This window comes from Mycobacterium sp. NGS40 (assembly GCF_059812735.1).
This window is the reverse complement of record NZ_JCALDG010000002.1, coordinates 343,475-368,257: the sequence shown is the minus strand read 5'-3', so window position 1 is coordinate 368,257 and position 24,783 is coordinate 343,475. Positions and strand designations below refer to the sequence as shown.

The 24,783-nt window shown below is 66.7% G+C and carries 23 protein-coding genes and 1 pseudogene; 18 read left to right on the top strand and 6 right to left on the bottom strand.

Annotation, left to right across the window (positions count from 1 at the left end; translation table 11 throughout):
- The 8 genes from AC5Y5O_RS05175 (at position 1) to AC5Y5O_RS05140 (ending at position 8,502) form a co-directional block, all read left to right on the top strand.
- Positions 1 to 1,305 carry a hemolysin family protein gene (locus AC5Y5O_RS05175; RefSeq protein WP_096289125.1) on the top strand — a complete coding sequence of 435 codons (1,305 nt, stop codon included), beginning with the start codon at positions 1 to 3 and terminating at the stop codon, positions 1,303 to 1,305.
- Positions 1,298 to 1,618: a cytidine deaminase-like protein gene (locus AC5Y5O_RS05170; RefSeq protein ID WP_096289123.1), complete on the top strand. Its 321-nt coding sequence runs from the start codon at positions 1,298 to 1,300 to the stop codon at positions 1,616 to 1,618. Before AC5Y5O_RS05175 ends, AC5Y5O_RS05170 begins: the two co-directional genes overlap by 8 nt.
- Positions 1,615 to 2,514 carry a GTPase Era gene (era, locus tag AC5Y5O_RS05165; RefSeq protein ID WP_096289121.1) on the top strand — a complete coding sequence of 300 codons (900 nt, stop codon included), beginning with the start codon at positions 1,615 to 1,617 and terminating at the stop codon, positions 2,512 to 2,514. The genes AC5Y5O_RS05170 and era overlap by 4 nt, the downstream gene beginning before the upstream one ends.
- 158 nt (positions 2,515 to 2,672) lie before the next feature.
- A complete protein-coding gene (gene espB, locus AC5Y5O_RS05160) occupies positions 2,673 to 4,139 on the top strand; it encodes an EspB family ESX-1 secretion system-associated protein (protein ID WP_096289119.1) in 1,467 nt (488 codons plus the stop codon).
- Positions 4,136 to 6,064 (top strand): EspK C-terminal domain-containing protein, encoded by a 1,929-nt coding sequence (locus AC5Y5O_RS05155; protein ID WP_500024058.1) that lies wholly within the window; start codon positions 4,136 to 4,138, stop codon positions 6,062 to 6,064. The genes espB and AC5Y5O_RS05155 overlap by 4 nt, the downstream gene beginning before the upstream one ends.
- A 123-nt stretch (positions 6,065 to 6,187) precedes the next feature.
- The gene (locus AC5Y5O_RS05150; protein ID WP_500024056.1) at positions 6,188 to 7,429 is read left to right on the top strand and encodes an EspA/EspE family type VII secretion system effector; all 1,242 of its coding nucleotides are present in this window, start codon (positions 6,188 to 6,190) and stop codon (positions 7,427 to 7,429) included.
- Positions 7,430 to 7,493: 64 nt separating this feature from the next.
- On the top strand, positions 7,494 to 7,808 hold the full coding sequence (locus AC5Y5O_RS05145) for an ESX-1 secretion-associated protein (RefSeq protein WP_500024054.1): 315 nt from the start codon (positions 7,494 to 7,496) through the stop codon (positions 7,806 to 7,808).
- Positions 7,809 to 7,923: 115 nt separating this feature from the next.
- A complete protein-coding gene (locus AC5Y5O_RS05140) occupies positions 7,924 to 8,502 on the top strand; it encodes a hemerythrin domain-containing protein (RefSeq protein WP_096289111.1) in 579 nt (192 codons plus the stop codon).
- Positions 8,503 to 8,558: 56 nt separating this feature from the next.
- On the opposite strand, the gene AC5Y5O_RS05135 is transcribed toward AC5Y5O_RS05140, so the two are convergent.
- Positions 8,559 to 9,455: a manganese catalase family protein gene (locus AC5Y5O_RS05135; protein WP_096289109.1), complete on the bottom strand. Its 897-nt coding sequence runs from the start codon at positions 9,453 to 9,455 to the stop codon at positions 8,559 to 8,561.
- A 260-nt stretch (positions 9,456 to 9,715) separates the two neighbouring features.
- Positions 9,716 to 11,191 carry an amidase gene (locus tag AC5Y5O_RS05130; protein ID WP_096289107.1) on the bottom strand — a complete coding sequence of 492 codons (1,476 nt, stop codon included), beginning with the start codon at positions 11,189 to 11,191 and terminating at the stop codon, positions 9,716 to 9,718.
- Positions 11,192 to 11,252: 61 nt separating this feature from the next.
- On the opposite strand from AC5Y5O_RS05130, the gene recO reads away from it, so the two are divergent.
- From recO to AC5Y5O_RS05115, 3 genes are all read left to right on the top strand, one after another.
- Positions 11,253 to 12,074 carry a DNA repair protein RecO gene (gene recO / locus AC5Y5O_RS05125; RefSeq protein WP_500024051.1) on the top strand — a complete coding sequence of 274 codons (822 nt, stop codon included), beginning with the start codon at positions 11,253 to 11,255 and terminating at the stop codon, positions 12,072 to 12,074.
- A gap of 171 nt (positions 12,075 to 12,245) precedes the next feature.
- Entirely contained in the window at positions 12,246 to 13,115 is an 870-nt protein-coding gene (locus AC5Y5O_RS05120; protein WP_096289103.1) for a decaprenyl diphosphate synthase, read from the top strand.
- Positions 13,115 to 13,543 carry a hypothetical protein gene (locus AC5Y5O_RS05115; RefSeq protein ID WP_500024049.1) on the top strand — a complete coding sequence of 143 codons (429 nt, stop codon included), beginning with the start codon at positions 13,115 to 13,117 and terminating at the stop codon, positions 13,541 to 13,543. The genes AC5Y5O_RS05120 and AC5Y5O_RS05115 overlap by 1 nt, the downstream gene beginning before the upstream one ends.
- A 50-nt stretch (positions 13,544 to 13,593) precedes the next feature.
- Here AC5Y5O_RS05115 and AC5Y5O_RS05110 read toward each other — a convergent pair whose 3' ends face one another.
- Positions 13,594 to 13,986, bottom strand: a complete 393-nt coding sequence (locus tag AC5Y5O_RS05110) for a Fur family transcriptional regulator (protein ID WP_090603893.1) — start codon at positions 13,984 to 13,986, stop codon at positions 13,594 to 13,596.
- Positions 13,983 to 14,393, bottom strand: a complete 411-nt coding sequence (locus AC5Y5O_RS05105; protein WP_096289099.1) for an ArsR/SmtB family transcription factor — start codon at positions 14,391 to 14,393, stop codon at positions 13,983 to 13,985. The genes AC5Y5O_RS05110 and AC5Y5O_RS05105 overlap by 4 nt, the downstream gene beginning before the upstream one ends.
- 173 nt (positions 14,394 to 14,566) lie before the next feature.
- On the opposite strand from AC5Y5O_RS05105, the gene AC5Y5O_RS05100 reads away from it, so the two are divergent.
- The 4 genes and pseudogenes from AC5Y5O_RS05100 to AC5Y5O_RS05085 all read left to right on the top strand — a co-directional run.
- Positions 14,567 to 15,958 (top strand): glycine--tRNA ligase, encoded by a 1,392-nt coding sequence (locus AC5Y5O_RS05100; protein ID WP_096289097.1) that lies wholly within the window; start codon positions 14,567 to 14,569, stop codon positions 15,956 to 15,958.
- A 169-nt stretch (positions 15,959 to 16,127) separates the two neighbouring features.
- On the top strand, positions 16,128 to 17,303 hold the full coding sequence (locus AC5Y5O_RS05095; RefSeq protein WP_096289095.1) for a PPE family protein: 1,176 nt from the start codon (positions 16,128 to 16,130) through the stop codon (positions 17,301 to 17,303).
- A 587-nt stretch (positions 17,304 to 17,890) separates the two neighbouring features.
- A complete protein-coding gene (locus tag AC5Y5O_RS05090) occupies positions 17,891 to 18,217 on the top strand; it encodes a hypothetical protein (protein ID WP_423790923.1) in 327 nt (108 codons plus the stop codon).
- Between the two features lie 2 nt (positions 18,218 to 18,219).
- Positions 18,220 to 18,372: pseudogene (locus tag AC5Y5O_RS05085) on the top strand (type VII secretion protein EsxI); the annotation flags it as partial.
- A 60-nt stretch (positions 18,373 to 18,432) separates the two neighbouring features.
- Here the strand turns inward: AC5Y5O_RS05085 and AC5Y5O_RS05080 are convergent.
- Positions 18,433 to 20,415, bottom strand: coding sequence for a TPM domain-containing protein (locus AC5Y5O_RS05080; RefSeq protein ID WP_096289091.1), 1,983 nt, complete (start codon positions 20,413 to 20,415; stop codon positions 18,433 to 18,435).
- Between the two features lie 65 nt (positions 20,416 to 20,480).
- Between AC5Y5O_RS05080 and AC5Y5O_RS05075 the strand changes: the two genes are divergently transcribed.
- From AC5Y5O_RS05075 to dnaG, 3 genes are read left to right on the top strand one after another with little or no spacing between them, the layout of a single operon-like run.
- Positions 20,481 to 21,758 carry a deoxyguanosinetriphosphate triphosphohydrolase gene (locus AC5Y5O_RS05075; protein WP_500024045.1) on the top strand — a complete coding sequence of 426 codons (1,278 nt, stop codon included), beginning with the start codon at positions 20,481 to 20,483 and terminating at the stop codon, positions 21,756 to 21,758.
- Between the two features lie 30 nt (positions 21,759 to 21,788).
- Positions 21,789 to 22,397 carry a superoxide dismutase[Cu-Zn] gene (gene sodC, locus AC5Y5O_RS05070; RefSeq protein WP_500024043.1) on the top strand — a complete coding sequence of 203 codons (609 nt, stop codon included), beginning with the start codon at positions 21,789 to 21,791 and terminating at the stop codon, positions 22,395 to 22,397.
- Between the two features lie 55 nt (positions 22,398 to 22,452).
- On the top strand, positions 22,453 to 24,378 hold the full coding sequence (gene dnaG / locus AC5Y5O_RS05065) for a DNA primase (RefSeq protein ID WP_096289085.1): 1,926 nt from the start codon (positions 22,453 to 22,455) through the stop codon (positions 24,376 to 24,378).
- Here the strand turns inward: dnaG and AC5Y5O_RS05060 are convergent.
- Positions 24,353 to 24,631, bottom strand: coding sequence for a hypothetical protein (locus tag AC5Y5O_RS05060; RefSeq protein WP_096289083.1), 279 nt, complete (start codon positions 24,629 to 24,631; stop codon positions 24,353 to 24,355). The genes dnaG and AC5Y5O_RS05060 overlap by 26 nt on opposite strands.
- Positions 24,632 to 24,783 lie beyond the last annotated feature (152 nt).

The window sequence follows — 24,783 nt, the reverse complement described above, 5'->3', positions numbered from 1 at the left end:
TTGACCGGGATATCTCAGCTCCTCGGTGCGCTCGCGTTGATAATTCTTGGTGCGGTCTTCGCGGCGATCGACGGGGCCATCAGCACGGTGTCGGTGGCCCGGGTGGCCGAGCTGGTGCGCGACGAGCGGCCCGGCGCACGATCGTTGTCGAAGGTGATGGCCGACCGGCCGCGCTACATCAACCTGGTGGTGCTGCTACGCATCACGTGCGAGGTCACCGCGACCGTACTGCTGGTGGTCTTTCTGTACGACAACTTCGGCCTGAACTGGGCGGTGTCCGGCGCCGCCACCATCATGGTGCTGACCAGCTTCATCGTGATCGGAGTGGGCCCGCGCACGCTCGGGCGTCAGCACGCGTACACGATCTCACTGGCGTTGGCCATTCCGCTGCAGGTCATTTCGTCGCTGCTGATGCCGGTCAGCCGCCTGCTGGTGGTCATCGGTAACGCGCTCACCCCCGGCCGCGGCCTGCGAAACGGGCCGTTCGCGTCCGAGATCGAGTTGCGCGAAGTCGTCGACCTGGCTCAGCAGCGCGGCGTCGTCGCCGCCGACGAGCGCCGGATGATCGAGTCGGTGTTCGAACTCGGCGACACCCCGGCGCGTGAGGTGATGGTGCCCCGCACCGAGATGATCTGGATCGAGAGTGACAAATTCGCCAGCCAGGCGACCAATTTGGCGGTGCGCAGCGGACATTCGCGGATTCCGGTGATCGGCGAGAACGTCGATGACATCGTCGGCGTGGTCTATCTGAAAGACCTTGTCGAGCAGACGTTCTTGGCTCCTGACGGTGGTCGCGACATCAAGGTGGCGCAGGTGATGCGCCCGGCCGTCTTCGTGCCCGACTCCAAGCCGCTGGATGCGCTGTTGCGCGAAATGCAGCGCGACCGCAACCACATGGCGCTGCTCGTCGACGAGTACGGCGCGATCGCCGGTCTGGTCAGCATCGAAGACGTGCTGGAGGAGATCGTCGGTGAGATCGCCGACGAATACGACGAGGCCGAGGTCGCGCCGATAGAAGACTTGGGTGACAAGCACTTTCGGGTGTCTTCGCGGCTGCCGATCGAAGATGTCGGCGAACTCTACGACATCGAATTCGACGACGATCTCGACGTCGACACGGTGGGCGGGCTGCTGGCACTGGAGCTGGGCCGGGTTCCGCTGCCCGGAGCCGAGGTGGTCTCGCACGGCCTGCGGCTGCGGGCCGAGGGTGGGCCCGACCATCGCGGGCGGGTGCGGATCGGCACCGTGCTGCTGAGCCCGGCCGAGTCGGAGGACCACGAGCTCGAGGGCGCGCATCATGGCTGAGCAACTCGACTCCGAGGACGTCGAGCTGGTAGTGCTGGCCCGGTCGGCGATGGCCCGGGCGCAGGCCGGCAGCGCGGCCTCGGTGCGCGACGTCGACGGCCGCACGTATGCGGCTGCGCCCGTGGAGTTGTCGGCGCTGCGGCTCACCGGACTGCAGGCCGCGGTGGCCGCGGCCGTATCCAGCGGGGCGACGGGCCTGCAGGCCGCCGTGCTGGTGGCGGGGTCGGCCGACGACGCCGGCATCGCCGCGGTGCGCGAGCTCAGCCCGACCGCGGCGATCATCCTCACCGATCGCGCCGGCGACCCGCTATGAGCGAATTCCGTTCGGGCTTCGTATGTTTGGTGGGCCGGCCGAACACCGGCAAGTCGACGCTGACGAACGCTCTGGTCGGCACCAAGGTGGCGATCACCTCGAAGCGCCCGCAGACCACCCGCCACACGATCCGCGGCATTGTGCACCGGGAGAACTTTCAGATCATCCTGGTCGACACCCCGGGCCTGCACCGGCCGCGCACGCTGCTGGGCAAGCGGCTCAACGAATTGGTGCGGGACACCTACACCGAAGTCGACGTGATCGGATTGTGCATCCCGGCCGACGAGGCCATCGGACCCGGAGACCGCTGGATCCTCGACCAGATTCGTTCGGTCGCTCCGAAGACCACCCTCGTCGTGATCGTCACCAAAATCGACAAGGTGCCCAAGGACCGGGTGGCGGCCCAGCTCCTCGCGGTCAGTGAACTCGTCGACGGTGCGGCCGAAATCGTTCCGGTGTCAGCGGTGGCCGGCACCCAGGTCGACGTGCTGATCGATGTGCTGGCCGCCGCGTTGCCCCCCGGCCCGGCGTACTACCCCGACGGCGAGCTGACCGACGAGCCCGAAGAGATCCTGATGGCCGAGCTGATTCGCGAGGCCGCGCTCGAAGGTGTCCGCGACGAGCTTCCGCATTCGCTGGCCGTGGTAATCGACGAGGTCAACCCGCGCGAGGACCGCGACGACCTGATCGACGTGCACGCGCTGCTCTATGTCGAGCGGGACAGCCAGAAGGGCATCATCATCGGCAAAGGCGGGGCCCGGCTGCGCGAAGTGGGCACGGCGGCGCGCGGGCAAATCGAGAAGCTGCTGGGCACCAAGGTATATCTCGACCTGCGGGTGAAGGTTGCCAAGAACTGGCAGAGCGACCCCAAACAGCTTGGGCGACTGGGCTTCTAGCTAAATCGCGTCGTGGTCACAGACGACGCTGAGTGATGGCTGCATCCGTTCCAAGAATCCTTTGAGGGCTTTCCCAGAAGGTTTCTCTAACGGTCGACGCGGACCGGCGAATTCGGAACGCACCGAAGCCGATCACGGTAGAAGGAGGGTCGCTGGCGATGACGCAACCGTTGGCGGTCAACGTCGAGAAGCAAGAACTTCTGGCCCGGGCCGCCGAGCTGGAGCAGCCGATCCCGGGTCTGCCGTCGGAATTGCAAGCGCTGCAGGCGCCGTGCAACCTTGCGCCGATCGTCGCGGCCGCCGAACAACTTGTCTTGTCCGCCAACAACATGCGGATCTATTTGGCGGTGGGCGAAAAAGAGCGGGCAAATCTGGCGGAGTCACTGCGCAACGCGGCCGAGGCGTACGAGGACGCGGACGAGGGCGCCGCGCAGGCTCTGCACAACGGAACCTCCGTGTCGAACCGGCCGGTGCAGCACGCCGCTCAGGTGGTGGACCGGGCCTCGCTGAAGGACACGCGCCTGGCGGCCGACCCGTTGCCGAACGAGTTTCAGACGGTCAAACAACGGGCGTTCGACTTGGAGCAACCCGACCAAGGTGCCGCATTTCTCGCCTTCGCGGATGCGTGGGCGGCCCATCGTGTTGCGCTGCTGCAGGCCGTCGTTCGCTTCCGGCCGTTCACCGAATGGTCGGGCACGGCGTGCGCGGCCGTCGAGGCGAACTTCGATCAACAGCGATCGTGGCTGACCGGGATGGCGGAATTGTGCAACCAGTTGGTCACTCAGGCCCACACCGTCGTGGCCGCGCATCGCTGGATGCGCGGTGCGCACATCGTATTTCCCGATCTCAATCCTGCCGGCGGAGACTACGTCCTCGACTACGCGGAAATTCTGCGTTGCGAACAAACCTGGGAACGGATTTGGGACGACCCCACCCAGGCCGCATACAAGCAGTCCTACATCGAGTTTTTCCAGAAAGCCCAGGAAAAGTCGGACGAACTCATCGCGCAATACCAGCAGAAGGCGAACCTGCCGCTGGCTCCGATCAACCCTGCGACACCGCCGGCGGCCACCGGAATCCAGCCGCCGTCGGACGACGACCTGCCCGACGGCGGCGGGTCACTGTATCCGGACGGCTCACCCGGCGATGCGCCGGCCGGGGTACCCAGCGTCCCCAGCATCCCGAGTCTGCCGATGGGCAGCACCCCAAAGGCGCCGCCGCAGCCCAGCCCCGCCTTGGCGGGGATCAACAACACCAAGGTTGCGGGCCTGCCGAAAGCGGGTGCGCCGGGGCTCAAGCCGGCGTCGATCGGCCTCGGCGGGCTCGGAATGCCGTCGACCCCGTTGCAGGATCCGCACTACGGCACGGCGTCGCCGGGTGCCGCGGCGAAGGGTACCGAGGGCGCCGGCTTCGCGGCTCCCGGCCGCAGCGGGGGCGGTGCGACGGGCGGCGGCATGGGCGCGGCGCCACTGGGCGCCCCGGGCGATCGGGGTGCCGGCAAGGGCAAGCGCGTGCAACGCGACGACGACGCGATCTACACCGAGAACCGCGCGTGGACCGAGGGGATCATCGGGCGACTCCCGGCGCCGAAGAGCGCTACCGACCAGAAAGGTCAGAAGCCGTGAGCATCGTGCGGCCGACGGGTCAGTACGCCGAGCAGATGCTGGCACCCAACGGGTGGCCCCAGGTCGATGAGGACGCCTTGTATGACCGGGCTCGGCAGTACACGCGGGTAATGTCGGACATCACCGGAGTCCTGGAAGCCTGCCGGCACGAGCAGATTTCGATCTTCGAAACCGGTGTCTGGAAGGGCGCGTCGGCCGGCACCGCCGGCGACGAGCTGGCAATACGTATCGACGAGCTGGCCACGCTGCAGCGTCATTTGGCGAGAGTGATTGCCTGGCATCGGGATATCGCGGGGTCGGTCGTCCGGGCCAAGGCCGAAATCGGCGACAACGTGGAGCTCGCTCACCGGAGGATCAACGAACTGGAGAACGACGTCCGCCTCGAGGCCGCCGAGCGAAGTGGCGCGATCGGGGCGCTGGTGAGTGCGACGCTGGCCGGCAATGTCAGCGTGGTGAGCGACACCGCCGAGCAGATTCGGGCAATCAAGCAGGGAGCGCTCCCGGCTAGTGCACCGCGGAACCTGCTCAGCCAGCAGGCATTAGCGCCCGCCGACCACGATTCCCCGGCGGACGCTCCCGATCGGCCGGCTTCGTGCGCGCCCGCCGGCCTTACGCCGGCAACGCTGTCGCCGTCGGTGCCAGAAGTGGGCCAGCGACCGACCCCTCAGCTGCCTTCGTTGCCGGGACTGACATCGGTTTCGTCGCCGGCCCCGGCCCCGGTAACGCCGGCGGCTGCTGGACGCCCCGTGGCCGCGATGCCGTGGACTTCGGGTGGGGGACCGGCCGTCGCGAAAAGCTCGGCAACACCGCTGCTTTCGCATGGGGGTGTCCGGAGCAAGGGCGTGGTATCGGTTCGACCGTCGTCGGGCGACCGGTCAACGACGCAGGCCGAAGAGGCTGCCGCTCTGCCGGGCATGCCCATGACATCGGCCACGGCCGGCGCCGGTCAGGGCTCGGGTTCGCGTCCTCTAATCGGACAGACCCGCGCGGACAAGTCCGCGGTACGCCCGGCCGCGGCTGGCACGACGGCACCTCGGCACCGGGCCGCTTCGCGCCGGGAATCAGCCGAGCCTCGTAGGGCGCCGGATACCGTTGCAGCGCAACTTGTTCCGATCTCTTTGGCGCGGGCCTCTCGTGATGCCATTGCCGATGCGACGGTGGGCAACGCGGCCCGTGGCGTGGGGTCTGGCCGGCTGCGGTTGGCGCGTCAGGTCGCGGCCGCTTTGAACGCGCCGGTCGCCGGCAGCACGGGGGATATCGGCTTCTTCTGGCTGACCGCGCTGACCACTGACGGCGAAATCGTGGTGGCCAACAGCTACGGCCTGGCCTACATCCCCGACGGCGTGCAGCTGCCCGAAAACGTGCACATGGCAAGCGCCGACGAGGCGATACCGACCGGCGAGCGGGCGCGCTGGGCCACCTATCCGGTGCTGGCCGTGCAGGCCTGGGCGAGACATCGCGGCAGTGAGCTGAGGGCGGTTATCGGAACCGAGAAGCAGTTGGCCGATTGCGATCCCGGCGCGGCCAAGGTCGTCCTGAGCGCCGATGACATCCCGGACAGCGGCGCGATGGTGGGGCGCACCCGGCTCGAAGTAGTGGACCCGCAAGCGGCTCATCGATTGGCGGCGACCCCGGATCGGGACCTGCTCGAATTGGTATCGCCGGCACCGGCCGGCGACCGGCCGGCCGATCGACGAGCCACGCTGTGGATCGCGGTGATGCAGCCCCTGGCCAGCCAGCTTGCCGGCCGCCAAGCCGCACATCTGCGGGCCATGCGAGCTTACGCCGTGCACACCCGGGAGGTACTCCTGAACCGGGCGCACACCACGGTGGATCCGGTCGCCCAGCGCAACACCGTCGCCGACTGGCTCTACTGGAATCACCTCGCCGCGCGCCTAGACGACACCCTCGTCGAGGCGGCGTAATTCTGGAATTCCTTCCAAGAATCTGTCAAGGGCCATCGCCGAGAATTCAATCAACGGTCGGAAAGCAACCGGCCCGGTTCATCGCCGAACCGCACCAAACGCATCGAGAGCAAGGAAACGCAGATGAACGTATTCGTAGATGCCGCAAGGCTGATCGCCAATCTGGGCGGCATAGGCGCCCAATTCAATGGCTCAGGTAGCGCGAGTTACGGCGGCGAATACATTGCGTCGAGTGTGACCAGCATGAGCGCCGACGCACTGTCGGGCGGCCTCGTCGGCTACAAGATGGTTCAGCAATATCGACTGTCCCGGAACATGTCTCCCGAAGAGCTGGAAGAGATGAACAAGGGGATGAAGGACAGCACCAGTCTCATCCTCAAGACGCTCACCGTCGTCGACGTCGTGGAGCTGATGACCGGATTCGGGCCGCCCTGCGACGGCGGGGATTTCGCGGCAGGATCTCAACAGCTCATCGAAATCTCGGACCAGCTGATGTCTGCGCTCCCGGATGACGACTGGCAGGGCGATGCATCCCAGGCCTATGCCCAACAGGTGACGGCACTGAGGACTGTTGCGCAAGGGATGGCCGAGCTGGACCGCCAGCTTGCCGACATCACCCAGAATCAGGCCGAGTGGGTCACCCATATGCGGTTGGCCTTCGGCATATTGAAGGATCTGTTGATGGCGGCATTTGGCATTGAGGTGGCCCTGAAGATAGCGGTGCCTGCGCCGGCCGGCCTCGCCCTCGCCGAAACATTCGCGACCACCGTTGCCGTCTTGGGGATCGGTGCTGCCAGCTCCTTCGTTTTCACGCTGTTCCGCTACTCGCAAGACAACGCGGACAAGGCCAACGAAATAATCTCCAAATACCAAAAGCTGGCTCCGGTTCCAACGGGTACCACGTCTGCCGAGTCGCACGTGGCCACCGCGCTGAAGTCCACCACGCCCGACTTCGGCGAGGTCTCGAGGCAGATGACTGATGTGTTCAGCACGGTCGAACTCGCCACGCCGGCACGCCCGGATGCTTCGACGAAGCAAAGCACCCCCGCCGGCGCGGGTGAAACCTCGCAGCGACGGGGCGTGTTGGACGCGCGCGATGAGGCGGCTGCGGCCACGTCATCATCGGGCGCGCCTACCTTGGCGCCAATCGCCCAAATGCCTGGCAAAGCCGCACAACTCAGTCAGACTGCGCGGCCGCGGCCGATTTACCCCGTGCCCCGAACGGGCCAGAAGGCGGGTCTTGCCGAGGACGACGGGTTTGCCGACGACGTCGACGACGGCGTAGCGGCACCGGGTGCCCAGGGCACCGAGCGCGCACCCATCGCGTTCGCCGCACCCGAGGCCACCGTACGACGTGCCGGGTAAAGTCCACGTGCAGTCAAAGTTCTTGTCAAACAACCCAATACATGCTTGAAAAGGAGAACGACCCATGTCCGATTTAGTCGTCACGCCGAACTACCTCGACCAGCTGGCCACCATTGAGAACCAAACATCCGCGAAGATCGGATCGGCGGCCGAGGTGACCAATGGGATCAGCTCCGCCGTCTGGCTTACCCACGGGGTGGGCAGCGAGCCCTCCAATATTGCGCTGACTCGTGTCGAGGCCGCCCGCCGTTGCGCGGTCGAGGCGATGCAAAGTGTCTGTCAGGACCTCGCCGCCAAGCTGGGCACCGCCGCCGCCGCCTACGCCAGCACCGACGAGTTGGCGGCCGGCACCATCGACAAGCAACTCGTTGGCCGCTGAAAAACGATGCCCTCCCGCGCCCGGTGGGAGGGCATCGTCGACTGCGCAATCGTTTCAACATCCAGGCGCCGGGTACCACTGACCGACCGATACGGCCTCAATCGGAAGGCAAGACATGGATGCGTTAACCTTTCTCCGCCAAGACCACAAAAGCGTGCTCGGATTGTTCGAGACGCTCGATGGTGCCCCGTCGGGCTCCGGCGCCGAAGCCAGCGGCCTGGAAACGACGGTGAACAACCTGATCATCGCCGAGTCGCAGCACGAAGCGATCGAAGAGCAGTTCTTCTGGCCCGCGGTACGCGAGGCGCTCGGTGATGCGTTCGCCGACAAGGCGATCGAACAGGAGCAGACCGGCAAGAAACTGCTCCAGCGGCTAGAAGACGGCAAGCCCGGCGAGCCGGATTACCACGAAGCATTGCAGCAATTCGTCGAAGCGGGCCGCGAACACATCGCCTACGAGCAAGAGGTGGTGTGGCCCCAGGTCGAACAGGTAATGAGTCGCGAGGAGCTGGAGAAGATCGGCGAAAAGCTGGAAGCGGCAAAGAAAATCGCCCCCACCAGGCCGCACCCCGACACTCCGCCGAACGCTGCGGTGCAGATGACGATGGGAGTGGGCGCGGCGGTGATAGACCACGTGCGCGATGCGGTCACCGGCCGCAGCCAAGACAACCCGCCGGACCCACAAGCCCACTAGGCAATACGAAGACTGGGCATCGGAGCATCCGATGCCCAGTCTTCGCTGTTACCCGATCAGGTTGTGGGCGAGTGCTGTTCGTGCGTGAACGGCTTTTCGGCCTCGACCGCCGGCGAGCCCTCAGGGTTCTGTTCGGCTCCCTTGTTTTGTCGCGCCTGTCCGCCCAGCCATTGCTTTTCCGGCTTTTCCACGTAGTCCCATTCCATGCCTTGCGGCCACGGACCCTGCCCCTCGTTCCACGGCCCACGGATCGATTCGCCGCCGCCGTCGGACATGTTGAACGCCACATTTTGGAAACGGGGATCGCCCGCCAACTGCCCCGGCGGGAAGTTGACCGGAAGTTCGTTGAGCGCAGCGGTGAATTGCTGATAATGCGCCACTTCACGCGTCATCAAGAACGTCAGGGTCTCCTGCACGCCCGGATCATCGGTGAACTGCTTGAGGTACTCGTAGACGACTTTGGCCCGGGACTCGGCGGCGACGTTGTTGCGCAGGTCGACGGTGGGATCGCCGTTGGCATCGATGAATGCCCCGGTCCAGTTGTTGCCCCCGGAGTCTTTGACGTCGGGTCCACCGCCGCTGAGCACGAGGAACATCGGGTTGACGGCGACCTGATGAATGATGTTGTCGCGCCCGTTCGTACTGGCGACGGCCGGCATCCAGTCGCACCGTTGATTCGCGATCTTGAGATCGTCGCTGAGTCCGTCGAGCAACATGGTGATCATCGATCCGACCATCTCGAGATGGCTGAGCTCCTCGGTGGCGATGTCCATGAAAAGGTCGTACATCTTGGGATTCTTTTGGCGCAGCACGAACGCCTGGGTGAAGTACTGCAGCGCGGCGGTGAGTTCGCCGTTGGCGCCGCCGAATTGCTCCATGAGCAGCGATGCGAACCGCGGGTCGGGTTCGGTGACCCGTACTTCGAACTGAAGATCTTTGTTGTGCATGAACATTGATTGCCTCCTGGAGTGTCGGCACGGCTGGTGTGCGCAGCCGGGTACCCGGGGCATTGGCCGCCAAACGCGGTTATCCAGGTACCCATAGAGACCGTTTGCGCATGCCGGCCGCGGGTAGCCGGTGCGCATGACGCAAGCAAAGTTGGCACGGGTGACCGGGCGTCTATGACTTGGTCGTCGCTGCGAAGGAAAGTCGATACCGATCAGCCGCTAGAAACTGGAAATCCGTTGGGCGCCTGAGCTTTAACGGTATGGCTTTAATCGTGTGGACGGAAGTGGTCGTGCTCCCACCACACCTTCGGCTGCTTGGCGGCCCAGCCGCAGACAGCCTCCAACTCGGCGGCCAGCGAGATCAGCACGCCCTCGCTGTTCGCCGGGCCCATCAACTGCACACCGATCGGCAAGCCGTCCGAGGTGAACCCGGCCGGCACGTTGATCGACGGCCAGCCCAACACATTCCACGGCCAGGTCGCCGGGCACGCCTTGATCATGGCCCGGTCGGTGCCCAAGCCACTGAGCCGGTCAAAGGATCGGGCCAGGGGCGGTGGCTGCGCGGTCGTCGGGGCCACCACCACGTCGACGATGTCGAAAATCGAGCCCACCCGCCGTTGCAGCGCGGCTTCGTGCACCCGCGCGTTGCGCAGGATCGCCTGTCCCAACACATGGCCCATCCGCAGGTTGGACAGGGTGCGAGGGTCCAGCACGACGCCGTCGCCCAACCGCTCCTCCCATTCCCTCAGTCCCGCAGTCGATCTGGCCAGAAAATCCCATCCCAACCGCACGCCGTAGTCCGGGTTACCGTTCACAACCGTGTGGCCGAGCAATTGCAGCTGCTTGCCCACTACTCGGGTCGCGGCCAGTATCTCCGGATGCAGCTTGGCCCGAAAGAAGGTGTACGCGAACCGGGTTGACAGCGCGATGTTCAGCGGACCCGGGGCGATGCTGACATAGTCGGACGCCCGCAGCGGCGGCGGCTTGTGCCGGTCACCCTCGACATTGCCCGACGCCGCGTCGAGAACCAGTGCCGCGTCGGCGACCGTGCGGGCAAGCACGCCGTTGACCGTGATCCCGTTGAACGACTCCGGTAGCGGCCAGGTCGAGATGCGGCCGCGCTGCGGTTTGATGCCGACCAGATGCGTCCACGCTGCCGGGATGCGGATGCTGCCGGCACCGTCGGAGCCGATCGCCGCGGTGACCAGGCCGGCGGCCACCGCGGCGGCGCTACCGCCGGACGAGCCGCCCGGGGTGTGCCGCCGTGACCACGGATTGCGGGTGTGCCCGAATCCCGGCCCGCTGGTGAACGGCCACTGCCCCAGCTCGCAGGTGTTGGTCTTGCCGACGATCACCGCTCCGGCGGCCTTGAGGCGGCGCACCACCTCGGAGTCCTGGGTGGCGGGGCGCACATGGCCGTCGGTGCCGAAGGCGGTGGGCACGCCGGCAACATCGACGTCGTCCTTCACCGCGATCGGGACGCCCAGCAACGGCGCCGTTTCGCCGGCGGCTCGTCGCCGGTCGGCCTCGGCCGCGTCGGCCAGCGCGGACTCCGTCAGGACCACCCGGAACGCGTTCAGCGTGGACTGGCTGACATCGATCGCATGCAGCGAACGCCGCACCAATGTGTCGGAGGTCACCGCACGGCTGTTCAGCTGATACAGCAGGTCAGTGAGTGTGGGCAGGCGCGTGCCGCGGGACCCGGAAACGGACCCAGAACCGGGTCCAGGAGCGCCAATCACGGGGTACGAGACTATCGGCGCGGATCCCCGCGATGTCGCGGCGGGGTGCAAAACTATTGATATGCGGCTGTATCGAGACCGAGCGGTAGTGCTGCGCCAGCACAAGCTCGGCGAAGCAGACCGAATCGTGACCCTGCTGACCCATGATCACGGGTTGGTCCGTGCGGTGGCTAAGGGGGTGCGCCGCACCCGCAGCAAATTCGGCGCGCGGCTGGAGCCGTTCGCGCACATCGACGTGCAGTTGCATCCCGGCCGCAATCTGGACATCGTCACCCAGGTCGTTTCCATCGACGCGTTCGCCACCGACATCGTCAGCGACTACGGCCGGTACACCTGCGGGTGCGCGATGCTGGAAACCGCCGAGCGCCTCGCCGGCGAGGAGCGCGCGCCCGCCCCGGCGCTGCACCGGCTCACCGTGGGCGCGCTGCGGGCGGTGGCCGACGGACGCCGCCCCCGTGACCTGCTCCTGGACGCCTACCTGCTGCGGGCCATGGGCATCGCCGGCTGGGCGCCGGCGCTGACCGAGTGTGCCCGCTGCGCCACACCCGGTCCGCATCGGGCATTCCACATCGCCGCTGGGGGCAGCGTCTGCCCACACTGCCGTCCCGCGGGCTCGACGACACCGCCGCTGGGCGTGCTGGAACTGATGTCCGCGCTGCACGATGGCCATTGGGAGGCCGCCGAGGCGACGCCGCAATCCCACCGCAGCCATGTCAGCGGATTGGTGGCCGCCCACCTGCAATGGCATCTGGAACGCCAGCTCAAGACGTTGCCGCTGGTGGAGCGCAATTATCGGGCAGACCGTCCCCCGCAAGCCGGGGGTACCGGCACCATCGCCGAGCAGCGCGCCGCGCTGCTCGGGCAGGATGAGGCCTGTGGCTAATCGGATGGCTAACCGGGCCGTGAACACATCCGTCACATCCGTCACATCCGCCCCTCCGCCGGTCGACATGTGCTTTGCCCGCCTCCGAGCGACAACCGCCGGACGCCGATTTTTGTCGCGCGGAGGCGGGCAAAGGACCGTCCAGCCCCAGCCGAGGCCAGTGGGGCGGACGTGACAAACCGGGCCTTCCCGCAACTGCCCGCCGCACCCGAGGACTATCCGACTTTTCCCGACAGGTCGACGTGGCCGGTGGTGTTCCCCGAGTTGCCGCCGTCTCCCGACGGCGGACCGAGCCGGCCGCCGCAGCACATTTCGAAGGCGGTCGCTCCGCGGATCCCGGCGGATCGACTGCCCAACCACGTGGCGATCGTGATGGACGGCAACGGCCGCTGGGCCACCCAACAAGGCCTGAGCCGCACCGACGGCCACAAGGCGGGGGAGGCCGTCGTCATCGACGTCGTCTGCGGCGCAATCGAAATCGGGATCAAGTGGCTCAGCCTGTACGCCTTCTCCACCGAGAACTGGAAGCGTTCTCCCGAGGAGGTCCGCTTCCTGATGGGCTTCAACCGCGACGTGGTGCGCATGCGCCGGGTGAGCCTGCAGGCGATCGGGGTCAAGATCCGCTGGGTGGGCTCGCGGCCCCGCTTGTGGCGCAGCGTGATCAATGAATTGGCGGTCGCCGAGGAGATGACGAAAGGCAACGACGTCATCACCGTCAATTACTGCGTCAACTATGGCGGCCGCGCCGAAATCGCGGCGTCCGCAAAGGAAATCGCACGCTTGGCGGCTGCCGGCCGGCTGAACCCCGAGCGCATCACCGAGGCGACGGTGGCCCATCACCTGCAGCGGCCCGACATCCCCGACGTGGATCTGTTTTTGCGGACCTCCGGGGAGCAACGGTCCAGCAACTTCATGCTGTGGCAGGCGGCCTACGCCGAATACATTTTTCAGGACAAGCTGTGGCCCGATTACGACCGTCGCGACCTGTGGGCGGCCTGCGAGGAATACGCGGACCGCAATCGACGGTTTGGGAGCGCCTGATGCCATCTCTACAAGAGCGGCTCGGATCGATTCTGCGCGACGTGCTGACGGTCGAGAACGAACCCGACGGCGGGCTGACGGTGCACCATGACGGCACCTTCGCGTCGCTGCGGGTGGTGAACATCGCCGAGGGGCTCGACCTGGTGTCGCTGACCCAGGTGGTGGCGTGGGATCTGCCGCTGACCAAGAAACTCGGCGATCAGGTCGCCAAGCAGGCGCACAACAGCAACTTCGGCAATGTGACCGTGGTCGAGAAGGTCAGCGACAAGGCCGCGCAGCGCAATTCCGGCAAGGGCGCGGCCAAGACCGCGGACGTGATGCTGCGCTACAACTTTCCCGGCGCGGGCCTGGCCGACGACGCCCTGCGCACCCTGATCCTGTTGGTGCTCGACTCGGGCGCGCAGATGCGGCGCGTCCTGACGGCCTGAGTTCTCGCCGAGTGTGCGGCCAGCCGCACATTCGGCAGGGCTAGCGGGCCCTAGCGGCCGCAGTCCGAGCAGGTCCCGAAGATCTCGATGGTGTGGCTGACCTCGGAGTAGCCATGCTTGGCGGCAACCTGTGACGCCCATTCCTCGACCTCGTGGTCGCCCACCTCGATGGTGGACCCGCAGTGGCGGCACACCAGATGGTGGTGATGGTGCTCCGAGCAGCGCCGGTAGACGGACTCGCCGGTGTCGGTGCGCAGCGTGTCGACCATTCCCGCCGACGCCATCGACTGCAGCGTCCGGTAGACCGTGGTCAGCCCGATGTTCTCGCCGCGGCGGCGCAGCTCGTCGTGCAGCTCCTGGGCCGAGCGGAATTCGTCCAGCGTTTCCAGCAGCGTGGAGATCGCCGCCCGCTGACGGGTGGAACGGACGCTCGGCCCGGTCATGGCGTGTCCTCGCTGGCGTGGGCGACGGCGTCGACGACGATGTGCGCCAAGTGGTGGTCGGCCAGTCGGTACAGCACCTCGCGGCCGGACCGCTCCCCGGCAACCACTCCCGCCGCCTTGAGAATCTTCAAATGCTGGCTGACCAGCGGTTGTGGCACGCTCAGCGCGTCGACCAGCTCGTGCACGCAGCGCTGGGATTCGCGGAGTTGCAGCACGATGGCGATCCGCACCGGTGCGGCCAGGGCCCGCAGCAGCTCACCGGCGGCATCCAGGATTTCTCGCGACGGCGGCTCGGGATATTCGGCGAAGGGAGCATGCTCGCCGGCGCTCGCCTCGCCGTGCCGGTGGGCGACCAGATCCGACGATGAGCCGTTGGCGGCGGTCGGCGATGAGGAGGGCATCACCATGCGAGCGTCATCTCCTCGAAAGTGCCGGGTATGTGGAGTGCCCACTATAGAGAACGACTTCCACTGTCACATGCATGATGACGCATGTCAAAGACCGCGGCCCGGTCGATACGATTGCTGGTGTTTCGCGGGCGACGATTCGTCGCCTCGCCTCCTCAGTTATCCGAAAGGGAGTGGACCACCCCGTGGCGTCCGTCATCGACACCGTCGTCAACCTGGCCAAACGGCGTGGATTCGTCTATCCCTCGGGGGAGATCTACGGCGGCACCAAGTCGGCGTGGGACTACGGGCCGCTGGGTGTGGAGCTCAAGGAGAACATCAAGCGGCAGTGGTGGCGCGCCGTGGTCACCGGCCGCGACGACGTCGTGGGACTCGACTCGTCGATCATCCTGCCGCGCCAGGTCTGGGTGGCCTCCGGCCACGTCGAGGTGTTCCACGACCCGCTGGTGGAGTCGCTGATCACGCACAAGCGCTACCGCGCCGACCATCTGATCGAGGCCTACGAGGCCAAACACGGGCATCCGCCGCCCAACGGACTGGCAGACATCCGCGACCCCGAGACCGGCGAGCCGGGTCAATGGACCGAGCCGCGCGAATTCAACATGATGCTCAAGACCTACCTCGGCCCGATCGAGACCGAGGAAGGGCTGCACTACCTGCGGCCCGAGACCGCGCAGGGGATCTTCATCAACTTCGCCAACGTGGTGACGACGGCGCGGCGCAAGCCGCCGTTCGGCATCGGGCAGATCGGCAAGAGTTTTCGCAACGAGATCACCCCGGGAAACTTCATCTTCCGCACCCGCGAGTTCGAGCAGATGGAGATGGAGTTCTTCGTCGAGCCGTCGACCGCAAAGGAGTGGCACCAGTACTGGATCGACACCCGGCACCAGTGGTACACCGACCTCGGCATCAACCCCGAGAACCTGCGCTTGTACGAACACCCCAAAGACAAGCTGTCGCACTATTCCGACCGCACCGTCGACATCGAGTACAAGTTCGGATTCCAGGGCAACCCGTGGGGTGAGCTGGAGGGCGTCGCCAACCGGACTGATTTCGACTTGTCAACGCACGCAAAGCATTCCGGTGCCGACCTGTCCTTCTATGATCAGGCCAGCGACACCCGGTACACGCCGTACGTGATTGAACCCGCGGCCGGCCTGACCCGGTCGTTCATGGCGTTTTTGATCGATGCCTATGCCGAGGACGAGGCCCCCAACGCCAAGGGCGGCGTGGACAAGCGCACCGTGCTTCGCCTGGACCACCGGCTGGCCCCGGTCAAGGCGGCGGTGCTGCCGCTGTCCCGGCACGCCGACCTGAGCCCCAAGGCGCGGGACCTGGCCGCCGAATTGCGGAAGTCTTGGAACATCGACTTCGACGATGCGGGTGCGATCGGGCGCCGCTACCGGCGCCAGGACGAGGTCGGCACGCCGTTCTGTGTGACAGTGGATTTCGACTCCTTGGAGGACAACGCCGTCACCGTGCGCGAACGCGACGCCATGACGCAGGAGCGGGTGTCACTGGATGCTGTCGCCGACTACCTGGCGGTTCGACTCAAGGGCGCCTAGCGGGCCGTTGATCGGCTATTTCGGCAAACCGGGCCATTTGGGTGTAGTGCTGCCCTACGATCCGGCCTTAGTCTTATACGCAGTGTCTTATACGCAGTGTCCAGTCGCTGGTGACTGTCGGGGTGCAGTTGAAAGGCCGTTGAAACGGCTGGTCGTGTCGAGGTAGTAGATGGTTCTGAATTTCGCGTTTTTGCCGCCGGAGATCAACTCGGCCCTGATGTACGGAGGTGCAGGCTCAGGGCCGCTGTTGGCTGCGGCCGCTGCCTGGGATGGCCTGGCCGCCGACATGTGGGCGTCGGCGTCGTCCTTCGACTCCGTCGTCTCGGGCCTGGCGTCCAATGGGCAGTGGACGGGTCCCTCGTCGGAATCGATGACGCAGGCGGCAGCACCGTATCTGCAGTGGTTGCACACCGCGGCGGCGCACGCCTCGATGTCGGCCGTGCAGGCCCGGGTGGCGGCGACGTCGTACGAGTCGGCATTCGCCGCGACGGTGCCTCCCGCGGCGATCGCAGCGAACCGCATCCAGCTGATGGTGTTGATCGCGACGAACATCCTGGGCCAGAACACGGCGGCGATCGCGGCCACCGAGTTCGAATACATGGAGATGTGGCTTCAGGACGTGATGGCGATGTTCGGGTATCACGCCGGGGCGCAATCCGTCATGGCGGCGTTGCCGTCGATCACGTCGGCACCGTCGAGCCTGGCCGGCCTGTTCACGACGCCGCTGAGCACGCTGGCGTCGCAATTCGCCGGGGCGTTGTCGTCGGTGGGCGGTCAGATATTCGGTCCGGGTTTCTCGTCGGCGGTGACCGCGATTCAGTCCGCGTTGACCCAGGTGGGGTCGATCGTCACCTCGACGCCGGTTTCGTCGTTGATGTCGGCAGCCCAAATCGGGATGTATCCCGCGACCACGTTGCCTCCGATGATGGCGCTGGCGCAGGGCACCGCGCCGGTGACGTCGCTGGCCGGTGCGACGAACATGGCGGCCACGGGTGCGTCGCAGACCGTCGGTTCGACCGCACCGGCGATGAGAATGATGAGCGGCGACGGGAGCTGGGGCTCGTCCATCTCGGCCAGTCTGGGCAGGGCGCGGCTGGTGGGCGCGATATCGGTGCCCCCGGTCTGGCAGGGTTCGACGCCCGCCCCGATCGCCACCTCCGCGATGGCGGGTGCGGGAGCGTCCGGCACCGTGGCAGAGCCGGTCGGATCGACCAGCGGCATGCCGATGCCGGCGCGGGTGGCCGCGGATCGTGACAAACCGGCCGAAATGGTGGGCAAGGCCGGAACCAGCGCGACCCACGTGGTGCAGTCCCGGCCGAAGGTGGTGCCTAGAAAGGGCGCGTGAAGGGGGGCCGGAGCGTGGCCGGGCGCAATTGCCGGGGCGGTCATACGAATGAATCGTGTGTGTCGCAAATTTCTCGAGATGCAGCCAACTTCTATTCATCGGTTACCCGCTTAATCAAACTATTAGGTACGGTTTGCGACGGCGAATGATTCCGGCCCACGCAATGTTCGCCAGAAGACACGTACCGCAAGCACCCTCCCCGTCGGGCGCTGGTCCGGTGCCCGAGTCCGGCGGGCCCGGACAAGTGGTTGCCGCGCCGGGGTCCTGCGGCGGCCGTTGCCACGAACGGGCGGGTCGCCTCCCCGCAAAATCCCTGTCGAGCAACGGTTTTCGCGCTCGGGCCGGCCGGCCTGCCGGGTGTGGCGTGCTACCCCGCACGGTCGCATCCGGCGATGCCGCGACCGAGCGGCTCGAGCCGACCGCGCTCCCAGGTTGGCGGGTGGCTGAATTTTGATGATTAACGTCGACAAGAACCGTAAATTTCCGACAATTGTCCTTAGCTTTGCTTTAGTATGAAAAATACTTGCGGCGATTTGTGCGCCGTTGGGGTCTGTGTTAACAGAGTTTCGGGTGTGGAAGGGGGCATCATGCTTTTGCCTCTTGGTTCACCTCTGCCGGACGATTCGGTCGCGGCAGTTCGGGGTGAGTCAGGCATGCTCGGTCGCTTGACGGTTCCGCTCAGCTGGGGCGTGGCCGTTCCGCCGGACGACTATGACCATTGGGCACCGGAGCGCGCGGAGCGCTCCGATGCCGCTGGCAAGGCGACCGACGGGCCCGATACAGAGGCGGCGGCCGACGGCATGAGTGAAAAGAAGGAATGGGGGCATTGGAACGAATGGGGCGGCGACGCCGAACCTCGTTTCGAAGCGCCACGAAGCGGCCGCGTTGTACCGCATTCTCCGTGGGCCGGTTGAGCGCCGGTTCGGTGGCGTGCCAGGAGTTCATCACCCAGTTGGGTCGCAACTTCCAGGTCATCTACGAGCAAGCCAACCGGCACGGGCAGAAGGTGCAGACCGCGGGCAACAACATGGCCAGCACCGACAGCGCCGTCGGGTCCAGCTGGGCCTGACAGATTTCGAGTAGTAGGGGCGTACCGAGCAATCGGTGCGCCCCTACTACTGTGCAGGGCTCAGAACCGCCCGCCGCCGCCCATGAAGCCCCCGTCAAAGCCGCCCGGCGACGAGTTCGACGAGCCGCCGAACGACGTCGAGCTCCAGCCGCCGAATCCGCCCCGCATTCCTCCGCTGAGCAGGTCGCCGATGATGATCCCGCCCAGCATCGCGCCGGCGTCGCCCCCGCTGCTGCGGGTGTAAGCACGCTGGGCGGAAGCCACATCGGAGTTGGCCAGCGACTGCGCAGTGGCCGCCAGTGTGGACGCCGCATTGGCATGCGAAATCGCCTCGGCCGGGTTGGTCGACCGCTGGGCGTGCGCGGCGTCGAGATGCCGCTGGGCCTCGGCGAGGCGGGTGCGAGCGTCGGGTCCGACGCTGCCCCGGCGGGTGTCGATGTACTCCGAGACTCCGCGCACCCGCGATTCCGCGGTGAACAACGCCTGTTCGAGTGAACGGTTGAGCCGATCGGCGTCCGCCTGTTCCTTGGCCACCGTGGCCAGCAGCCGGTTGAGGTCGGAGTCTGCCTTGGCCAGTTGCGCGAAACTGCTCAGTGGATCGGCCGATCCACCGCCGGCGGCGTCGACGGCTCGAATAGCGGCATCACGGGCCGCCGCGAGCTCGCCGGCATGCGGGGCTTTCGCGTTCTGCCCTTGCAGCTGCGCGGTGGCGTGCTGGATGCCGGCCTGGATGTCGCTCATCACCGTGGGCAGCCGCTCGACGGCACGCCGGATGTCGCCGGCCGCGTTGTCCACCGCATCCAGCAGCGCGCGAGCTTGCCCGAGCGCCGACTCGGCCGCCCGCACCGCATCGACCAAACCGCTCTGCTGTCCACTGACCGCATTGCCGGCCAGCGCGCGCGCCGCGCTGATGTTGCGGTCGGCGAACGCCAGCCGCTCCTTGGTGGTGGCGACGTTGCCCGACACCGAAGTCAGTGCCACAGGGCCGAACTCCTTGTTCAACTCGGCCAGCCGCCGTTCGGCCGGCTCGACGCGGCTGGTGAGTTCAACGACCTGCTGGGTGAGCGCATCAAGGCGGGTGGCGGCGTTGACCACCAAATCGCGGAGCTGCTCGAACGCCGCGGTCTGTGCGTCCAGCTCGCGGTCGGCGGTGGCCGCCGACACGATTACCTGGGTGAGCAGGTTGCGCTGCTGCTCGGGCGTCTCGGGCATGGCGTCGTCGAGTTGCTGACGGACCGTAAAAGCTTGGGATAGAGCGGCTTTGGCGTTGTTGACGGCCCGGGTGAAGGGTTCGGTGCGCTCGGCGCCGAACTCGTCGACGGCCAGGGCGAGCTCATTGGAGCTGGTGCGTACCGCGTTGTCGACCTCCACCACCATCGAGCGCGACAGGTCGTCGAGGGCGGTCAGTGGCACGGCCGCCAGCGCGGTCGGATTGGTGGGGTCCACCCGGCGTGCGGCGGCCAGATCGGCGCGGCGGCGTCGGCGGCGGCGATAACGCATCACCAACACCAGGGCCACGACCGCGACGATAACCAAACCGAGGGTGGCTAACAGCCAGAAGCGGCTTGTCGGATTCGGCTGTGCATCAAGGCCATTGGCTGCCGAGACCGCAGCGCCCCGCCAGTCCCCTTGGCGCAGAGCGGGTTCGATTTTGTTGCGGCGCAGCTCGTCCACCTGAGTTTGGGTCACGCCTTTCACCCCGGACGGCACCAGGAAGGCATACGCGCGTCCGGTGGTGGCCACCGCGAGCAGCGCGTCGTAGGTACCGAGATCGCTTTCGCGGATGGTGCGCTGTGCCCAGGCCACCGAGTTCTCTCCGGAGAAGTCGTCGACATAGACCACCCACAGCCGAATGTGGCGGTTGTTGTACAGCTTGTCGATGGCTTCGCTTACATCGGTGCGGCCCGACGGCGACAACGCGCCGGCGTTGTCGGTGACATACCCCGGCAGCCGGAACGGGGGCTGTGCGTCGGCGGCCGGTGCCACCAGCAGCCCGGTGACGAGCATCGTCAGGATCACGCCGAGGAAGCGGGCAATGGGCATAGGTCAATTTAGCGCCGGGGGAGACCGGGGCCATGTCCCGGCATTCCCTGGCAGACTGTGCTGCGGTGACTAAGAAGGTGATCACGAACGTGCCAGACCCATACGACGACTTCGACCGTCAACGGCGGGTAGCCGAAGCGCCGAAGACCGCGGGTCTGCCGGGCACGGAAGGTCAGCACCGCACCGACTTCGCCCGGGACCGGGCGCGCGTGTTGCACAGTGCCGCGCTGCGCCGGCTGGCCGACAAGACGCAAGTCGTCGGGCCCCGCGAAGGCGACACCCCGCGCACCCGGCTGACGCACTCGCTCGAGGTCGCGCAGATCGGGCGCGGCATGGCGATCGGGCTGGGTTGCGATCTCGACCTCGTCGAGCTCGCCGGGCTGGCGCACGACATCGGTCACCCGCCCTACGGACACAACGGCGAGCGCGCGCTCAACGAGATCGCCGACGAGTACGGCGGATTCGAAGGCAATGCCCAGAACTTTCGCATCCTCAACAGCCTTGAGCCCAAAGTGCTTGACGAGCAAGGCAATAGTGCCGGACTGAACCTGACTCGCGCTTCGCTGGATGCGGTCACGAAATATCCGTGGACACGTCGGGACGGTGTCCACAAATTCGGGTTCTACGAGGAGGACCGCGAGGTTGCGAACTGGATGCGCGCGGGGGCGCCGCGCGACCGAGTGTGTCTGGAAGCGCAGGTGATGGACTGGGCCGACGACGTCGCCTACTCGGTGCACGACGTCGAGGACGGTGTCGTCTCACAGCGCATCGATTTGCGGGTACTCGCCGACGATGACGAGGCCGTGGCGCTGGCCAAGCTGGGGGAGAGCGAGTTCTCCCGGGTGAGCGCCGACGACTTCATGGCGGCCGCGCGCCGGCTGTCGGGGCTGCCGGTGGTCGCTGCGGTCGGCAAGTTCGACGCGACGCTGGCCGCGTCGGTCGCCCTCAAGCAGTTGACCAGTGAACTGGTGGGCAGATTCGCCTCGGCGGCGATCGCGACCACGCGCGCGGCGGCGGGTGCCGGGCCGCTGGTGCGTTTCCAAGCCGACTTGCAGGTGCCCGACTTGGTGCGGGCCGAGGTCGCGCTGCTGAAGATTCTGGCGCTGCAGTTCATCATGTCCGACCCGCGGCATCTGGAGACTCAGGCTCGCCAGCGCGACCGCATTCATCAAGTGGCGCAGTGGTTGTACGCCGGAGCTCCGCGCACGCTTGACCCCTTCTTCGCCTCGGCATTCACCACCGCCGCTGACGACGGCGCCCGGCTGCGGGTGATCATCGATCAGATCGCCTCGTTCACCGAAGGCCGGCTGGAGCGAATCGATGCCAGTCCGGCGAGCCCGTAACGGGCTTGTGGCACCCGTTAGGCTGCGGGCATGAGCAGAAACACCGTTGTTGCCGCCGCCCTGTTCTCGATGCCGGTCGTGGTCATGACCGCGTGCAGTTCGCCTCAGCACGCGAGCACTCAGCCGGGCACGACGCCGCCGGTGCTCAGCGGGTCCCCGGGCTCGTCGACGACATCGGGTCCGGCGCCCAGCGGCCAGGCCCTTTCGGCTCAACTCAAATCGCCCGACGGCAAGCAGGTCGCCACGGCCACCTTCGACTTCACCGACGGATACGTCACGATCACCGTCAAGACGGACACTCCGGGGATCCTGGCGCCCGGTCTGCACGGCATGCACGTGCACGAGTTCGGCAAGTGCGAGCCGAACTCGGTGGCCCCGACGGGCGGTGCGCCCGGGAACTTCTTGTCGGCGGGTGGCCACTACCAGGCGCCGGGACACACCGCAAAGCCGGAAAGCGGCGACCTGTCGTCGCTGGATGTGCGCAAGGACGGCTCGGCCTACCTGGTGACCACGACCGACGCGTTCACCAGGGACGAGCTGCTGGCGGGCAACAGGACGGCCCTGATGCTGCACGGCGTGCAGGACAGCGACATGGCGATGGAGCGGGTGGCGTGCGGCGTGATCGGTCCGGCCAGCTGAGCTGGTCGTCACGGGTTTGATGGGGCAGTCGTATCCGGCGTCCTAGACTGAGCCGATGGCTGGCCGGATCTCCGATCGTGATATCGCGGCCATTCGTGAACGCGCCCGCATCGAGGAAGTCGTCGGCGATTACGTCCAGCTGCGCCGGGCGGGAGCCGACTCGCTGAAGGGGTTGTGCCCCTTCCACAACGAGAAGTCCCCGTCGTTTCACGTCCGCCCCAACCACGGCCACTTCCACTGCTTCGGTTGCGGTGAGGGCGGCGACGTGTATGCGTTCATCCAGAAGATCGAGCACGTCAGCTTTGTCGAAGCCGTCGAACTGCTCGCCGACCGGATCGGCCACACGATCACCTACACCGGCGCCGCGGCCACCAACGTGCAGCGCGATCGCGGCAGTCGCAGCAGGCTGATCGCGGCCAACGCCGCCGCGGCCGAGTTCTATGCGGCGGAGCTGGAGTCCGACGAGGCGGCGCCGGCGCGTCAGTATCTGAAGGAGCGCAACTTCGACGCCGAGGCCGCCCGTCGCTTCGGCTGCGGATTCGCGCCGTCGGGCTGGGAGAAGCTGACAAAGCATTTGCAGCGCAAAGGTTTCGAGTTCAAGGAGCTGGAAGCCGCGGGCCTGTCCCGGGAGGGGCGCCGTGGGCCGATGGACCGCTTCCACCGCAGGCTGCTGTGGCCGATTCGCAGCTCGGCCGGTGAGGTGATCGGGTTCGGGGCCCGGCGGCTGTTCGACGACGACCCGATGGAAGCCAAGTACGTCAACACGCCCGAGACGCTGCTGTACAAGAAGTCGTCGGTGATGTTCGGCATCGATCTGGCCAAGCGCGACATCGCCCGGGGACACCAGGCCGTCGTCGTCGAGGGCTACACCGACGTGATGGCGATGCATCTGGCCGGGGTCACCACCGCGGTCGCGTCGTGCGGCACCGCTTTCGGCGACGAGCATCTGTCCATGCTGCGCCGGCTGATGATGGACGACAGTTTCTTCCGCGGCGAATTGATCTACGTATTCGACGGCGACGCGGCCGGCCGCGCGGCCGCGCTCAAGGCCTTCGGCGGCGAGCAGAATCTCGCGGGGCAGTCGTTCGTCGCGGTCGCCCCGGACGGAATGGATCCCTGCGATCTACGCCTGGCCTCCGGTGACGGCGCGCTGCGTGACCTGGTGGCGCGACGAACTCCGTTGTTCGAGTTCGCGATTCGCACCGCGATTGCCGAGTTCGACCTGGACAACGCCGAAGGCAGAGTCGCCGCGCTGCGTCGCTGTGTGCCGATGGTGGGCCAGATCAAGGACTCCACGCTGCGCGACGAATACGCCCGCCAGCTCGCCGGCTGGGTGGGTTGGGACGATGTCGCGCAGATCATCGACCGGGTGCGGACCGAGGCCAAGAAATCCAAGGTCCCGACGGCCCGGCCCGGGTCGGCACCGAGTCCGCGCCGCGGCGCCGACGCGCCGGCCCCGAGCGCTCCGGTCGACCGTGCCGCCGGACGCCCCGACCCGCGCGACCCGACGTTATGGCCACAGCGCGAGGCGCTCAAGTCGGCGTTGCAGTACCCGGCGTTCGCCGGCCCGGTGTTCGACACGCTGACTGTCGAGAGCTTCACCCACCCCGGGTATGCGGCCGTGCGCGCGGCCATCGACGCGGCCGGCGGCACGTCGACCGGCATCACCGGCGCGCAGTGGATCGACACGGTGCGCCGCCAGACCACCTCGACCCTGACAGCCGGACTGATCAACGAGCTCGGCGTGGAGGCCGTCACCGTCGATGACGAGAAGCTGCCCCGCTACATCGCCGGGGTCCTGGCGCGCCTGCAGGAAGTCTGGATGGGCCGCCAGATCGCCGAGGTCAAGTCCAAGCTGCAGCGCATGTCACCGATCGACCAGGGCGACGAGTACCACGCGTTGTTCGGCGACCTGGTTGCTATGGAGGCGTACCGGCGCAGCCTGCTGGAGCAGGCTAGCGGCGACGATCTGACGGCGTAAGGGCCTCGTCGGCCGGCCGCTCGACCTCCCGCCGCACGACGGCCGTCTCGTTGTCGATCTCGGCCACGGTGACGAAACCCGCGTCGGGCGAGATGGTGTTTGCGATCTTGCGCCGCCCCCCTTCGATCATCGACCGGGCCATCGGACTGCTGGTCAGCGCGCGATAGGTACCGACGAGCTGCTCGTACCGGCGACGGCCGGCTTTCGAGCCCAGCACGTAGCCCAGTCCGAGCACGACGACATAGCGGATCAAAGCGTCCCTCCCCACGCGGTGCGGATGGGTCCATCCTGCCTCACTCGGCGCAGTGCGTGCGCGTCCGATCGGTCTAGCTGGGCGCGCACGGCCGCCCGGCGAACTTGGGCGCGGCCGTGCCAGTACGCTAGAGTCGTCCAGCGATCCGCGCC

Excerpts from the sequence above, each read along its gene's own strand:
- era (WP_096289121.1), top strand. The coding sequence starts at position 1,615 with ATGAGCGAATTCCGTTCGGGCTTCGTATGTTTGGTGGGCCGGCCGAAC.
- AC5Y5O_RS05150 (WP_500024056.1), top strand. The coding sequence starts at position 6,188 with ATGAACGTATTCGTAGATGCCGCAAGGCTGATCGCCAATCTGGGCGGC.
- AC5Y5O_RS05115 (WP_500024049.1), top strand. The coding sequence starts at position 13,115 with ATGCCATCTCTACAAGAGCGGCTCGGATCGATTCTGCGCGACGTGCTG.
- espB (WP_096289119.1), top strand. The coding sequence starts at position 2,673 with ATGACGCAACCGTTGGCGGTCAACGTCGAGAAGCAAGAACTTCTGGCC.
- AC5Y5O_RS05090 (WP_423790923.1), top strand. The coding sequence starts at position 17,891 with ATGCTTTTGCCTCTTGGTTCACCTCTGCCGGACGATTCGGTCGCGGCA.
- AC5Y5O_RS05145 (WP_500024054.1), top strand. The coding sequence starts at position 7,494 with ATGTCCGATTTAGTCGTCACGCCGAACTACCTCGACCAGCTGGCCACC.
- AC5Y5O_RS05095 (WP_096289095.1), top strand. The coding sequence starts at position 16,128 with ATGGTTCTGAATTTCGCGTTTTTGCCGCCGGAGATCAACTCGGCCCTG.
- AC5Y5O_RS05105 (WP_096289099.1), bottom strand. The coding sequence starts at position 14,393 with ATGGTGATGCCCTCCTCATCGCCGACCGCCGCCAACGGCTCATCGTCG.
- sodC (WP_500024043.1), top strand. The coding sequence starts at position 21,789 with ATGAGCAGAAACACCGTTGTTGCCGCCGCCCTGTTCTCGATGCCGGTC.
- AC5Y5O_RS05080 (WP_096289091.1), bottom strand. The coding sequence starts at position 20,415 with ATGCCCATTGCCCGCTTCCTCGGCGTGATCCTGACGATGCTCGTCACC.
- recO (WP_500024051.1), top strand. The coding sequence starts at position 11,253 with ATGCGGCTGTATCGAGACCGAGCGGTAGTGCTGCGCCAGCACAAGCTC.
- AC5Y5O_RS05110 (WP_090603893.1), bottom strand. The coding sequence starts at position 13,986 with ATGACCGGGCCGAGCGTCCGTTCCACCCGTCAGCGGGCGGCGATCTCC.
- AC5Y5O_RS05135 (WP_096289109.1), bottom strand. The coding sequence starts at position 9,455 with ATGTTCATGCACAACAAAGATCTTCAGTTCGAAGTACGGGTCACCGAA.
- AC5Y5O_RS05140 (WP_096289111.1), top strand. The coding sequence starts at position 7,924 with ATGGATGCGTTAACCTTTCTCCGCCAAGACCACAAAAGCGTGCTCGGA.
- AC5Y5O_RS05170 (WP_096289123.1), top strand. The coding sequence starts at position 1,298 with ATGGCTGAGCAACTCGACTCCGAGGACGTCGAGCTGGTAGTGCTGGCC.
- dnaG (WP_096289085.1), top strand. The coding sequence starts at position 22,453 with ATGGCTGGCCGGATCTCCGATCGTGATATCGCGGCCATTCGTGAACGC.